This window comes from Paraburkholderia sp. FW306-02-B (assembly GCF_058782725.1).
This window is the reverse complement of the sequence record NZ_JBYSXZ010000001.1, coordinates 3075669-3089430: the sequence shown is the minus strand read 5'-3', so window position 1 is coordinate 3089430 and position 13762 is coordinate 3075669. Positions and strand designations below refer to the sequence as shown.

The following is a 13762-nucleotide window of genomic DNA, read 5'->3' as shown; positions in this document are numbered from 1 at the left end:
TTCGATCCCGTACCCGCCTAAAGATTTTCCTGGGGTGGGCGGTGGTTTGGTTGGGTTACCGCCAAAAAAACGTTCACTTAGACTGCCTTCACCGTTTAACGAGTGGGCACGTCATTCGTGAGCAATCCAGACGTCACTCATTGGTATCAGTCAACCTGTCCTCGGGGGTTTGCAATGTTGTTGAAGAAAATTTCGACGGTGGCGCTCGTCGCCGTGGCCGCTGCATGTTCGCTGCCGGCATACGCCCAACTCAAGGTCGGTGTGATTACTTCTTCGACGGGACCGACCGCGCTCGTCGGCATTCCGCAGAAGAACACGGTGCCGCTGTTGCCGAAGAAAATCGGCGATCTGAGCGTCGACTATATTTCGCTGGACGATGCGAGCGATCCCACTGCATCGGTAACCAACTTCAAGAAGCTGATCGCCGAAAACAAAGTCGACGCGATCATTGGGCCGACCGGCTCGCCTAACGCGATGGGCGTGATCCAGTTCGCCGCCGAATCCGGCACGCCGATGCTTGCGCCGGTCGGCACCGCGGCCGTGGTCCTGCCCATGACCGAGCAGAAGAAGTGGGTGTTCAAGACCACGCAAAACGACGATCTGATTGCTCAGGCGCTGGTTGACTATATGGTCAGGACCAACGTGAAGACGGTGGGCTTTATCGGCTTGAACGATCCGTACGGCGAGAACTGGTACCGGGTGTTCGCGGGCCTCGCGAAGACCCACGGCATTCAGATCACCGCGAACGAGCGCTATCAGCGCGCCGACAGTTCGGTGACGGGGCAGGCGCTGAAGGTGCTGGCGAGCCACCCGGATGCGGTGCTGATCGCGGCGCCCGGCGGCGCCAGCGTCCTGCCGGAAGCGACGCTGTACGACCTCGGCTACAAGGGCAAGTTCTATCAGACGCACGGCGCGGCATTGCCCGATTTTCTGAAGCTGGGCGGCCGCAAGGTCGAGGGCACCGTGCTGGCCGCGAGCCTGATGCTCGTGTTGCCCGAGATGCCCGACAGCAATCCGTCGAAGAAGGTGGCGACTACCTATATCGATGCCTATCAGAAGCTGAACGGCGTGAAGCCCGCTACCTTCGGTGCGAATGTCTACGATGCCGGCCTGTTGCTCGAACGCGCGGTGCCGCTTGCCGAAAAAGCGGGGCGCCCAGGCACGCCAGCGTTTCGCAGCGCATTGCGCGACGCGCTCGAGCAGACCCACGATCTGGTCGGCACGCAAGGTGTCTACAACATGAGTCCCGCCGATCACAGCGGTTTCGATGATCGCGGCCGCGTGCTGATTACCGTCAAGGACGGCAATTGGGCACGCATCAAGTAAGTCAAGGCCGGACGTCCCGATGAACGCTCAAATTGTTTTGATCCTCGGTCAGGACGGCTTCACCAACGGTGCGATTTATGCGTTGCTGGCGTTGTCGATCCTGCTGGTATTCAGTGTCACCCGGGTGCTGTTCATCCCGCAGGGTGAATTCGTGGTCTACGGTGCGCTGACGATGGCGGCGATGCAGGCGGGCAAGCCGCTACTCGTGGCCTGGTTGCTGGCCGCCTTTTCGGTGGCCGAAGCAGTGGCGGACCTCGCCGAGCGCTATCGGCGAACGCGCACGCTTCGCCTGTCGGCCACCGGGTGCGGGAAGCTCGCTTACGCGTTCGCGCTGGCTGGAATGGTGCATGTGTTGCCGGTGACGCAACTGCCCGTTGCGGTGCAGGCGCTGCTGACATTCGCGCTGATCGTGCCGCTCGGTCCGCAGTTGTACCGGCTCTTCTATCAACCTCTTGCCGGATCGTCGGTGCTGGTGCTGATGATCGTGTCGATTTCGGTGCATATGGCGCTGGTCGGTTTGGGTCTGCTGATCTTCGGCCCCGAGGGCGCACGCATCACGCCGTTCATCGACGTGCCGCTGCAACTCGGCGCCGTCAACCTGAGCAGCCAGGCATTGCTGATTATTTCGACATCCGTACTGTTGATGATCGTGATGCGCCAGGCGCTCGAATGCACCGTCTATGGCAAGGCATTGCGCGCGGTCGCATTCAACCGGCTGGGCGCCCGGCTGATGGGTATTTCGCCGGTATTCGCGGGCAAGGCGACGTTTTTCATCGCTGCGCTAATCGGCGTGCTGTCCGGCATTCTGATCGCGCCGCTTACGACGCTGTATTTCGATTCAGGTTTTCTGATCAGTCTGAAAGGCTTTGTCGGCTCGATTATCGGTGGGCTCATCAGCTATCCAGTCGCGGCGGCCGGTGCGTTTCTGGTGGGGCTGATCGAATCGCTCTCGGCATTCTGGGCCAGTCCCTACAAGGAGATCATCGTTTTTACGCTGCTCATTCCCGTGCTGCTGTGGCGCTCACTGAAAAGTCATCCTGTTGAGGAGGAAGAATGACGCCTCGCCGCATCTTTCTCTGCGCGCTGGTGTTGCTGGCGATCGGGCCGCTGGTGCTGCCGCCGTTTTACGTGACGCTGCTCAATTACATCGCCCTCTATGCGCTCGTGACGCTCGGCCTCGTGCTGTTGACCGGCGTCGGCGGCATGACCAGTTTCGGCCAGGCGGCCTTTGTCGGCATTGGCGCGTACACCACCGCTGTGCTGAGCGTACAGGGCGCTACGTTACCGGCATGGTTCGGTTGGCTCGGCGCATCGCCATGGCTGACGCTCGTGGCCGGTCTGCTGTTGACGCTGGTGGCGGCCTGCCTGATCGGTGTGCTGACCTTGCGCCTGTCGGGTCACTTCCTGCCGCTTGGGACAATCGCGTGGGGCCTGAGTCTCTATTACGCGTTCGGCGCGATCGGCGGACTGGGCGGCAATACCGGCATCGCCGATATTCCGCCGGTGACGGTGGCCGGCTTCAACCTGCGCGATGGCGCGCGCATGTACTACCTGATCTGGCTGTTCCTGCTGGCGGCGATCGTCTGTACCGGCAATCTGCTCGATTCACGCGCGGGCCGCGCGATACGGGCGCTCAAGGGCGGCACGGTGATGGCCGAAGCGATGGGCGTCGATACGGCGCAGGCGCGCATGGTGATCTTCATCATCGCTGCGCTGCAGGCGAGCGCGTCCGGCTGGCTCTATGCGCATATGCAGCAGTTCGTGAACCCGGTGCCATTCGGCATCCAGATGGGGATCGACTATGTGTTCATGGCCGTCATCGGCGGCGCGGGGCAGGTGTGGGGCGCGTTGCTGGGCGCGGGCGTGTTCACCATCACGAAAGAGTGGCTGCAGAACATCCTGCCGAAGCTGCTCGGCGAAACCGGCAACTTTGAAATCATCGTATTCGGCTTCGGCATGGTGTTTTTGCTGCATTACGCGCGTGGCGGATTGTGGCCGCTGCTCGCGCGCCGGCTGCCGGTCATCGGGCGGAGCGTGCGCCGGGCAGGTCTTCGCGTGGACGCGAATGCCGCCGCGTTGCCGAGGCGGTCCATGCCGCCAAGGGGCGAAGTTCTGCTGGAAGTGCGCGACGTCACGCGCCGCTTTGGTGGTCTGGTGGCGAACGATTCCATCAGCCTGACCGTGCACGCAGCGGAAATCGTCGCGTTGCTGGGGCCGAACGGCGCGGGCAAGAGCACGCTGTTCAACCAGATCTCCGGCGTCGATACGTCGACCTCCGGCGAAGTGGTGTTTCGCGGCGAGTGCATCACCGGCATCGGCTCGAGAAAGATCGCCCAGCGCGGCATGAGCCGCACCTTCCAGCACGTGCGGCTGTTGAGCCGGATGAGCGTGCTCGACAACGTCGCGCTCGGTACGCACCTGCGCGGCAACGGTGGCGTGCTGCGCGCCGCGTTCCGGTGCGGGCAGGCCGAGGAGCGCAGTTTGCTGGCCGAAGCGGCGCGGCAGATCCAGCGGGTCGGGTTGGGTGCGTATCTGAACGAGGAGGCCGGGTCGCTCGCGCTAGGTCAGCAGCGCGTGCTGGAAATCGCCCGGGCGCTGGCGTCCGATCCGTGCCTGCTGCTGCTCGACGAGCCTGCTGCCGGTCTGCGTTATCAGGAAAAGCGCGATCTCGCCGAGTTGCTGAACAAACTGCGCGCAGAGGGACTGGCGATTCTGCTTGTCGAGCACGACATGGACTTTGTGATGAACCTGGTCGACCGCGTGGTGGTGATGGATTTCGGCAAGAAGATTGCCGAGGGTCTGCCGGCCGAGGTGCAAAAGCATCCGGCCGTGCTCGAGGCCTATCTGGGCGGGGAGGATTGAATGGCCGGACAACTGCTGGAGGTACGCAACCTGTCGGCCTCATACGGCAAGGTGCGCGCGCTGTCGGACGTCAGCCTGCAGGTGGGCGAAGGGCAGATCGTGACCGTGATCGGGCCGAACGGCGCGGGCAAGACCACGCTGCTGTCGGCGCTGATGGGCGTGCTGCCGTCGGAGGGTGAGATTGCATTTTGCGGCCGCCATCACGCGCATGCGCAGATCGAAGACAGGGTAGCGGCCGGTATGAATCTCGTGCCCGAAAAGCGCGAGTTGTTCGCCGAAATGCCGGTGGAAGACAACCTGTTGCTGGGCGCGTTCAGCCGGATTCGCCAGGGGCATCGCGATCATTCGCAGACCATGCAGGAAGTCTACGAGCTGTTCCCGCGCTTGCGGCAACGCCGCACCCAGGCTGCGTGCACCCTCTCCGGCGGCGAACGCCAGATGCTGGCCGTCGGCCGCGCTCTGATGGCGCGGCCCAAGCTGTTGATGCTCGACGAACCGAGTTTGGGGCTCGCGCCGCTGATCGTGCGTGAGGTGTTTCGCATTGTCGCCGCATTGCGCGAGCGTGGCGTGTCGATCCTGCTGATCGAGCAGAACGCGCGCGCTGCGCTGAAGGTCGCGGACTATGCCTATGTGCTGGAAACCGGCGCGTTGACGATGGAAGGACCGGCGGATCAGATCGCGCGGGACTCGCGAATCGTCGACGTCTACCTGGGATTAGCTTGAAATGGGTTGGGTAGAAGAACAAGTGCGTCGCGGCGGTATGCCGTCGTCGCCGAAGATCTGCGTGGCCGGCGCGGGCGCGATTGGCGGCACGCTGGCGGCGCGGCTCGCCGCCGGTGGACATGCGCTCAGCGTGTTCGCGCGTGGCGCGACACTAGCGGCCATTAGCCGGCACGGTATTGAACTGACTGATCTGTCCGGGGCGACCCAGGTGAAGGTGCCGGTCAGCGATCAAGCTGAATTCGGTATTCAGGACATCGTGTTCGTGTGTGCAAAGGCTCATGCGCTAGCCGGTCTGGTGACATCTATCGCGCCGATGCTCGGCGAAGAGACGCTGATCGTGCCGGCGGTCAACGGCGTGCCGTGGTGGTTTTTCGGTGGTGAAAGCGGTGGCCTCGATGGCGAATCGATACGCGCCGTGGACCCGGACGGCAGGCTCGCAGCGATGCTGCCGGCGCGGCAAATCCTCGGCTGCGTCGTCTATATCACCGCCGAGGTACGGGAACCCGGGAGCGTGATCGCGACCAATCCACACCGGATGATTCTGGGCGAACTGGACAATCTTCCGAGCGCGCGCCTGCAGCAGGTCTGCGCGCTGCTCTCGGGCGTGGGCATCGAGGCACGCGCGAGCAGCCGCATTCGCGATGACGTGTGGACCAAGCTGATCGGCAACCTCACGTCCAATCCGCTTTCCGTCGTTACGGGAGGAACCTTGCAGGACATCTACGGCGCGGCGGAGTTGCGCGAGGTGGTAGCCGACATGATGGATGAGGTGATGAGCGTTGCGCAGCGTTACGGGGCGCGCATCGCGCTGAATCAGGATGCGTTGTTCGCCCAGGGGGCAAAGATGGGGGCATTCCGCACCTCGATGCTGCAGGACTACGAGAAGGGGCAGCGTCTGGAACTGGCGGCGATCGGCGACGCGGTGCTGGAGCTTGCCGACCGGTATGGCATTCCGATGCCGACGACCCGCGCGATTCTCGCGCTGACGCGCTTTCGAACGACGCAGCGCGCGCTTCGGTAAAACGCGCGCGATACAGCTTTGCTTTTTAACCGGAAACAGTCATGACATACGCCATCCTCTCTGACATCCGCAAGCCGGCTCACATCGACGATGCCGAATGGGCGCTGCGCATTCAACTGACGGAGTTCTACCATCTGGTCGATTACATGGGCTGGACGGAAATGATCTTCAACCACATCTCGGCGCGCTTGCCCGGGGCAGACGCTCATTATCTGGTCAATCCGTTCGGCCTGAACTATTACGAAGTGACGCCGGAAAACCTGCTGAAGGTCGACCACGAGGGCCATCTGGTCGAGCCGTCGCCGTATCCCGGCAACCCGGCCGGGTTTGCGTTGCATAGCGCGATTCATGGCGCGCGAGAAGACGTGCATTGCATCGTCCATACGCATACGACGCCGATCTCGGCCATTGCGTTAAAGGAAGAAGGCTTTCGCTACGACGACTTTTACGGCGCGCAGCTGTTTGGACGCGTGGCCTACCACACGTTCGAAGGGATCACGCTGTTCGCCGACGAGAAGGCGCGCATGCTGGCCAGCCTCGGCGACAAGCATGTGCTGGTGCTGCGCAACCATGGCATTGCCGTTTGCGAGAAGGATATTCCGGGCACCTTCATGCTGCTGTGGACCGCGCAGCGCGCCGCGGAAATTCAATGCCAGGCGGCGGCGCTGCGCGGCGACGATGTACCGCTGTCGGACGCCATCAAGGAGCGTTGTTCGCAACTGGCGGCGCAACTGATTCGCAACGATCGGTTCGCGATCAAGCTGTTTGATGCAATGGTGAGGAAGATGCGGCGTGCGCGTCGGGTTGGGTGAGGGGGCGACGGCAGCATCAACTGCGTCGCCTGAGTCAGGCCGCGAGTTTCAGTAACTTGATCGGCCAACTCGATTTAGGGCAAATGCGGGAGAATTGAAGCACCGTGATCAACGATCACGCCACGTCTTCACATCGTCTCCATTTCCTGCATTTGCCCCTGGGCGAAAAAACGTCCTAACTCCCTGGCCAGTTCATTTAGCGCGCCCATCTCTTTCTGTGAGATCCGGCGCGCCTCCTGGGTATCCGACCAGTCGCCGTAGAGTAGCGCGACGGTCTTCTCGGTCTCGTCGACCACCGGCAGCAGCACGAACGCACGCGTGTCGTCGAACGAGCGGCGGAACCAGTCGGGCAGTCGCGCGACCATCTTCGGATCGCGCGCGTTCTCGATGAAGATGCCCACCGAGTTCGCTATCGCGAGATGAAATACGTCGGGCTCGAAGGCGGTGTTGAACGATAGCTTCGGCAGCGCCGCGTCGATTTTCGGACCGAGACCGAGGCGCGCCCTGAAGGTGCCGTTGCTGTGCTTGACGAACACAACCGTGCGCGCAAATCCGAGGCCGGCCAGCACGGTTTCGGAGGCCATTGCCAGCGCCGGCGCGAGCGGGCTGCCGGCGGGCAGGGCACGCAGATCTTCGACCCCTGCCGTGATGCGCGCTTCCGGATTGAGCGCCTCGCGCGCAATCGCGTCCGCATTGGCGCGCAACTCGACGATTTCGCGCATCACGCCGTCGCCGCCTTCTTCACGGGCGAGCGCGACGCTCATATCGAGCAGCACCTCCGGGTCGGTGTTCAGCGCGCGGCTGTAATCATGGGCCAATTCGCCGATGCGGGATTCGCGTTCCCAGTCCGGCATGTTTTGCTGGGTCAGCACGCCGGCCACGGCCGTCGAATAGTTGGTGATGGCGCGCAGCCACTGCACCTGGCGCGGCTGCTCGGTATCCTGCGGATCGAACTCGCCCATGCCCGAGCGGATCATGTCCGGCAGACGCCAGCGTGTGGCCGCTTCCATGCCGATTTCGTCGAACGTTACGCCGAGCACGAGGACGCAGGCGTCGGATTCGAGCGTGCCGCTTTCGATGTGGCGGCGGATCTGATCCCACTCTGCGTCGAGATAGAACACCACCAGCAGCTTGCCGATCTGCCGCATCAGCGTGCAGACCACCGCCTCCTCGCCGGCGCGCAGATCGCCGCGCTCGGTCAGCTTGCGCGCGACGCAGCCCGACAGCAGCGTGCGGTTCAATTCGAGTTTCGCGTCGATGCGGCGCGGCGCGCTGTGATGAAAGTGATCGACGATCTTCAGGCCGACGACGAGGTGGCCGACCGCATCCATGCCGAGCACCATCAGCGCGCGCGACACGGTCGTGATGTTGCCGCCGAACGCCATATACATGGCCGAGTTGGCGAGGCGCAGCACTTTTTGCGTCAACGCGAAATCCGACAACACGACTTGCACGAGTCCGGTGAAGTCGAGGTCGTCGTTGTTCATTGCCGCCATGGTGGTACGCAGCGACTGCGACAGCATGGGGAAATCGCCACGCTCGCTCATTCGCGTCCAGAGCCTGTCGAGCACCGCCGCCTTTACCATGTGATTCCCGCAAAAGCCATACAAGTTCCAATGAGTGCCACGCCGGCGTGAAGCCGGCTCGTTCCACTGCACAAGCGCTTCGCCTGCATCGCTAGGCGGCGTGCAAGTGTAGCGTGCGTGATTCGAAACGCTGTGCGAGTTCGTCGGAGGGCAACGCTTTGCAGACGAGCCAACCCTGAATATGGTCGCATCCCATTTCGGTCAGAAGGGTGCGCTGTTCTTCCGTTTCGACACCCTCGGCGACCAGTTCGAGATCGAGTGTTTGCGCGAGACCCACGACCGCGCTAACGATCGCCTGATCGTTCCGGGAGGTTAGCAGATTCTCGACAAAGCTCCTGTCGATCTTGAGCTTCGCGAGAGGGAATCGCTGCAGGTAAGCGAGGCTCGAATAGCCGGTGCCGAAATCGTCGATGGCGAAGCGAATGCCCATCGCGGTGAATTCCTCGAGCAGGCCTTTGGCGTGCGCCGGGTCGTGCATCAGCAGGCTTTCGGTGATCTCGAACACGACGCGGCGCGGATCGATGCCGGTCAGTTCGATCGCTTCGCGTACGGCGTCCTTGAAACGCGGATCGCGGAACTGCTGCGGCGACACGTTCACGGCCACGTACTGCAACGAGATGCCCTGCGCGTCCCACTGGATCAACTGCATGCAGGCCACCTTCAACACCCAGTTGCCGAGAAAGTTGATCAGGCCGATCGATTCCGCGAGCGGAATGAACATCGAAGGGGGAACCAGGCCGTGCACGGGATGCAGCCAGCGGATCAGCGCCTCGACGCCGACCACGCCATGCGTGCGGCTGCTGGTGATCGGCTGGAAGTGCAGCGAGAACTCGCCGTTGCGCACGCCGTCGTACAGATCGGCTTCGAGCTGCAGACGTTCGGCGTCGGCCGGGTTGTCGTCCGGCACATAGAAGGCGAGCGTGTTGCCGCCGGCCGCCTTGGCCTGCTGCAGCGCATGGTCGGCCCAGCGCAGCAGATGCGTGTCGTGCGCGGCGGTGTCGTTGGCGTGGCGCACGTCGGGGTAGAGCGCAATGCCGATGCTCGCCGACAGATGCACCTGCTGGCCGTTGAATACGTACGGTTGCTGGATTGCGGTCAACAGGCGGCGGGCTAGCGCTTCGGCCGCCGCCGCCGCGTGGGTGCGATCCGTCGCCGCCTTCACGAGGATCGCGAACTCGTCGCTGGCCACGCGCGCGATCGTCTCGCTCGGGCTCGTCATGTTCAACAGACGCCGCGCGGTGTCGCGCAGCATTTCGTCGCCGGCGTCGTAGCCGAGCGCGCGGTTCACGCGCTGATAGTCGTCGATGTCGAGCAGCAGCAACGCGGCCGGTGTGCCGTGTGCGTCGGCTTGCTGTTGCGCGTCGAGCAGCGCGGGGATCAGCGCCGACTGGTTGGCGAGGTTGGTCAGGCGGTCGTGATGCAGCGCCTGGGTCAAGCGTTCCTCGGTGGCGCGCCAGGCCGACACGTCGAAGCCGGCGATCGCGTAACCGTCGATGCCGCCGTGGTTGGTGCGCACCACGCGCAGTTCGACCGTGATCGGGTAGGTCAGCGACTTGATGAGGCCGAGCGTCGTTTTCTCGACGTTGCCCGTCGTGGCGGCGCGCGCGAGCAGCGCGTCGAGGCGCTGGACATCGGTGGGCGCCACCAGATCGTGCAGCGTGATGGTCTCGAGATACTCGCGGTGATAACCGATGAAGCGCAGACTGGCGTCGGAAACATAAAGAAAGCGCAGTTCGTGATCGACGTGCGCCAGCAGGTCGACGGCGCCGACCACTTGTTCCAGTTGCGCAGCGCGGCCTGCGTCCAACTGCGGTTTGCGCTCCGCGCGCCGGCCGAACGCCCGCAGCCGGTCGATGACCGTGCGCAAGGAGCCCCGGCGGGGCGCGGTGATCCTGTTCGCTTCCATGTTTGTCGCTGGGAACCTGTGTTCGTCTGCAGGCGAGGCGGCTTGCTGCCCGCCGTGCTCTCGGGCGGTCGAGAGGTATCAGGCCGCCCCATCAGAACAAGATAACGACCGGCGGCGGGAAATCTTTAGCGCCAGCTGAAAAAAACCGTTGGTAAGGAATGGCTGCGCGAGTCGCTCCCGCGGCGGGATCGATTCGGTTAAAGTGCAATCGCGCCGCGTCCGTTAATACGGCAAACCCGCGGCAAACCCTGCGGCAAACCCGTTGTGCAGCGTCGGCCGTGACGCCGTTGCACAGCTTTTCCGAATACATGCACCGATGCCCATGTCTGAACGTCACCCTGTCAGGGCCGAGCCTGGGCACGTCGAGGTGCTTGCTCAATGTGCCGACAGCGTCGATCCGGCGGCTCGGGCGCAGTTTGTCTATCTGGGCCGCCAGCCGATTCTCGATCGCGACGGCGCGCTGAATGGTTACGAATTATTGTTTCGAGCCGGCGTGCATAACTACGCCGAAGTCAGCGACGACGCCCAGGCGACGGCGCAGGTAGTGGCGCGCACGATCGGCGGGATCGGTGTGCCGGCGGTACTGGGCCCGCACCACGGCTTCGTCAACATCGACCGCGCGCTGCTCTTCAACGACATCGTTCATCTGATGCCGCCTGAGCGCTTCGTGCTCGAAATCCTCGAGACCGTGACGTTCGATGCGCAACTGGCGCGCCGGCTGACCGAGTTGCGCCGCGCGGGCTTCCAGGTGGCGCTCGACGATGTAAGCGAGCTGTCTGACGAGCTGATCGCCGTGCTGCCGCACGCCGACATCGTCAAGATCGACTTCCTGCAGACCGAGCGATCCGCGCTGGCGAAACTGGCGGCGACCGTGCGCGGCCACGGCAAGGTACTGGTCGCCGAGAAGATCGAGACGCGCGAAGACTTCATGCTGGCTCGCGAGCTCGGCTTCGATCTGTTCCAGGGATATTTCTTCGCACGGCCGCAGGTGCTGGCCGCACCGCGTAACCGCTCGCCGCGTCCGGCCTTGCTGCGTTTGCTCGCATTGCTGTCGCGCGATGCCGGCATCGTCGAGCTCGAAGCGGAGCTGAAGCGCAATCCGAGCGTCGTGGTGCAGTTGCTGCGCCTCGTCAATTCGAGCGCGTTCGGCTTGGGGCGCAATATTGCGTCGCTGCGCGAGGCCATCATCGCCACCGGCACGCGACAGATTGCGCGCTGGGCACAACTGCTGCTCTACGCCGACGGCGGCGAGCTGCCGTGGCGCGCCGATCCGCTGGTGCAACTGGCCGGCACGCGTTCGCGCTTCATGGAACTGGCCGCCGGCTGGCTGCGTCCACGCGATGACGATTTTTCCGATGCGGCTTTCATGACCGGTATTTTTTCGCTGGTCCACGTGGTGCTCGGCAGCACGCCCGCTGCCGTGCTCGAGAAGCTCGGCCTCGCGCCGCAGATCCGTGAGGCGATTGTCTCGCGTAGCGGTCCGCTCGGTACTTTGCTGCGCATTGCCGAAGCGGCGGGCGAGGGCGCCGATGCCGCGCCGATCGCTGCCAGTCCCGATGCGCCGGCCGGCTTCGCCACGCTTACGCCTGAGGTGCTGGCCGAACTGAACCTGTCGGCGGCTGCATGGTTCGGCGCGCATATCGAAGAGACGGCGGCCTGAAGCTTGCGCGCTGCGCAATCCGCGCGGCCGGGGTTCGCTGCGCTTTGGCGCGTGGCTCCATGCGGCGCGGTTGCGAGTGCTGACTCGTGCGCCGCTTGTAGGCTAGTTCTGACGCACTTGACCCGGACGTGGTCCAATAACGGAGGAGGGGTGAGCGGTGTTCGGATGAACGCCGCGCCCCTTGGCTCATTGCACGCACTGCGTGCGTTAACGCCTGGAGGGCTGCAGATGAAGGGGAAATTCATACCGGTGGCGCGTGCTGCCGTCTTGTCGGTGGGATTCGCGATGCATTCGCTGACGGCGTCGGCGACGCTCAAGCCGGGCGATGCAGCGCCGGCGTTCACCACGCAGGCATCGCTGGGCGGTAAGACCTACACCTATTCACTTGCCGACGCGTTGAAGAAAGGACCGGTGGTGGTTTATTTCTATCCGGCGGCTTTCACGAAGGGCTGCACGATCGAAGCCCATGAGTTTGCCGAAGCCGTCGATGAGTACAAAAAATATGGCGCGACCGTGATCGGCGTGTCGCACGACAACATCGACACGTTGGCGAAGTTTTCGGTCAGCGAATGCCGCAGCAAATTCCCGGTGGCCGCGGATGCCGACTCGAAGGTTATCGGCGAGTACGACGCCGGTTTGCCGATGCATAGTTCGATGGCCAATCGCGTGTCGTACGTGATCGCGCCGGACGGCAAGATCATCTATGAGTACACGAGTCTGTCGCCGGAGAAGCATGTCGGGAACACGCTTAAGGCGGTGAAGGATTGGGCTGCGACGCATAAGCAGCCATAGGGTTTGGGGTGCGCGCGCCGGCGCATTTTTCGCAATAGTTTTTTGCCCTGAGGTTTGGGGCTGCGCCATGCCAGGCTGATTTTTTTGCTGCCTTGCCTGTGAGTTTGCGATGCCGATTATTGTTGCGTTGATTGCTTTGATTGCGGTGGTGTATGGCGCAGTGCGGGCTTTTTATGCCTTGCAGGCGGCTTTTGGTTTGGGTGTTGCTGTTGGGGTTGCGGTTTTTGTTGGTGCGCTTTTGATTGCTGCTGTTGTTTATTGGTGGCGCCGCCGGAAGGAAGTTGCTCCTAATGTTCGTGATGGGGATTGGACTCACGAGGTTCGGGGTGACTGGGGGTCGGTCCGGCTCGCCGCCGGTAAGCGGTTATGTGAGATTCGCCTTGGCGGCGAGCAAGGGTTTTATATTTTTGCCGATCTGCTCGGGGCAGAGGTGCAGGGCCATGATGCTCAATGGCATGTCGCTGTTAAGGTTAAGGACGCTAAGCGTGGGGTTTGGGTTTTGCCCTTGCGGGGCGAGCGGCAAGCTAAACAATGGGAGAGGATTTTTTTGCTCGCTATGGAGCAGAGGCTTTGAGGGTTTTTTGCGCGTAGCGGCTGGTTGGGGTGTTTGCCTGCTCGGCGCTTTTTGGCTGTGTGCCTACGGTGTTGGCCTTTCTTTTCTTATTGGTTTATTAGCGTTCCCCCTGTGCGGGGGGCACCTACTTTTCTTTGCCTGCCGCAAAGAAAAGTAGGCAAAAGAAAGCGGCTTTACACCGCCAGCTTCGAAGCGGGTTCCCTGGCTTGGAGGAGACAGTGGAGCATCTGGAATCAGTGCTCTCGCACACTCCGCGCTGGTGACAAGGCAGTCATCCTTCCGGCGGCGCTGCGCGCGCCGCAGCGGTACTTCAAAACCTACGGGCCTACCGGGCCCGTAGGGTGCTCCGGCGCCTGCGGTGTTTATGCGTGAGGGCTTGCCTTTGCGGCGCTGACGTAATTCGCGGCTGCATTTCGTTCGACGAGATGGCTTGCAATTCACGGCTGCATTTCGCTCGGCGTGGTGGCTGGCACTTTCACAATTCAGCGCTTCGCCGAGGC

11 protein-coding genes are annotated in these 13762 nt (G+C 62.9%); 9 read left to right on the top strand and 2 right to left on the bottom strand.

All coding sequences use genetic code 11. The features are described from left to right. Window positions 1-174: 174 nt before the first annotated feature. Genes AC3WOG_RS13700 through AC3WOG_RS13675 form a run of 6 tightly spaced genes read left to right on the top strand, consistent with a single transcriptional unit; the run spans window position 175 to window position 6744 of the window. Window positions 175-1326, top strand: a complete 1152-nt coding sequence (locus AC3WOG_RS13700) for an ABC transporter substrate-binding protein (protein ID WP_492578506.1) — start codon at window positions 175-177, stop codon at window positions 1324-1326. 19 nt (window positions 1327-1345) lie between these two features. Then, window positions 1346-2383 (top strand): branched-chain amino acid ABC transporter permease, encoded by a 1038-nt coding sequence (locus AC3WOG_RS13695; RefSeq protein ID WP_492578505.1) that lies wholly within the window; start codon window positions 1346-1348, stop codon window positions 2381-2383. Further along, complete coding sequence (locus AC3WOG_RS13690) at window positions 2380-4188, top strand: branched-chain amino acid ABC transporter ATP-binding protein/permease (protein ID WP_492578504.1); 1809 nt, start codon at window positions 2380-2382, stop codon at window positions 4186-4188. Before AC3WOG_RS13695 ends, AC3WOG_RS13690 begins: the two co-directional genes overlap by 4 nt. Next, window positions 4189-4911 (top strand): ABC transporter ATP-binding protein, encoded by a 723-nt coding sequence (locus AC3WOG_RS13685; RefSeq protein ID WP_492578503.1) that lies wholly within the window; start codon window positions 4189-4191, stop codon window positions 4909-4911. A 1-nt stretch (window position 4912) separates the two neighbouring features. Beyond that, window positions 4913-5932 (top strand): ketopantoate reductase family protein, encoded by a 1020-nt coding sequence (locus AC3WOG_RS13680; RefSeq protein ID WP_492578502.1) that lies wholly within the window; start codon window positions 4913-4915, stop codon window positions 5930-5932. A gap of 41 nt (window positions 5933-5973) precedes the next feature. Beyond that, complete coding sequence (locus AC3WOG_RS13675) at window positions 5974-6744, top strand: class II aldolase/adducin family protein (protein WP_492578501.1); 771 nt, start codon at window positions 5974-5976, stop codon at window positions 6742-6744. Between the two features lie 128 nt (window positions 6745-6872). On the opposite strand, the gene AC3WOG_RS13670 is transcribed toward AC3WOG_RS13675, so the two are convergent. After that, window positions 6873-8330: an HDOD domain-containing protein gene (locus AC3WOG_RS13670; protein WP_492578500.1), complete on the bottom strand. Its 1458-nt coding sequence runs from the start codon at window positions 8328-8330 to the stop codon at window positions 6873-6875. 91 nt (window positions 8331-8421) lie between these two features. After that, on the bottom strand, window positions 8422-10236 hold the full coding sequence (locus AC3WOG_RS13665; RefSeq protein ID WP_492578499.1) for a putative bifunctional diguanylate cyclase/phosphodiesterase: 1815 nt from the start codon (window positions 10234-10236) through the stop codon (window positions 8422-8424). 322 nt (window positions 10237-10558) lie between these two features. Between AC3WOG_RS13665 and AC3WOG_RS13660 the strand changes: the two genes are divergently transcribed. From AC3WOG_RS13660 to AC3WOG_RS13650, 3 genes are all read left to right on the top strand, one after another. Further along, window positions 10559-11896, top strand: a complete 1338-nt coding sequence (locus AC3WOG_RS13660) for an EAL and HDOD domain-containing protein (protein WP_492578498.1) — start codon at window positions 10559-10561, stop codon at window positions 11894-11896. A 228-nt stretch (window positions 11897-12124) separates the two neighbouring features. Next, window positions 12125-12688 carry a peroxiredoxin gene (locus tag AC3WOG_RS13655; protein WP_492578497.1) on the top strand — a complete coding sequence of 188 codons (564 nt, stop codon included), beginning with the start codon at window positions 12125-12127 and terminating at the stop codon, window positions 12686-12688. 109 nt (window positions 12689-12797) lie between these two features. Then, on the top strand, window positions 12798-13262 hold the full coding sequence (locus AC3WOG_RS13650; RefSeq protein WP_492578496.1) for a hypothetical protein: 465 nt from the start codon (window positions 12798-12800) through the stop codon (window positions 13260-13262). Window positions 13263-13762: the final 500 nt, after the last annotated feature.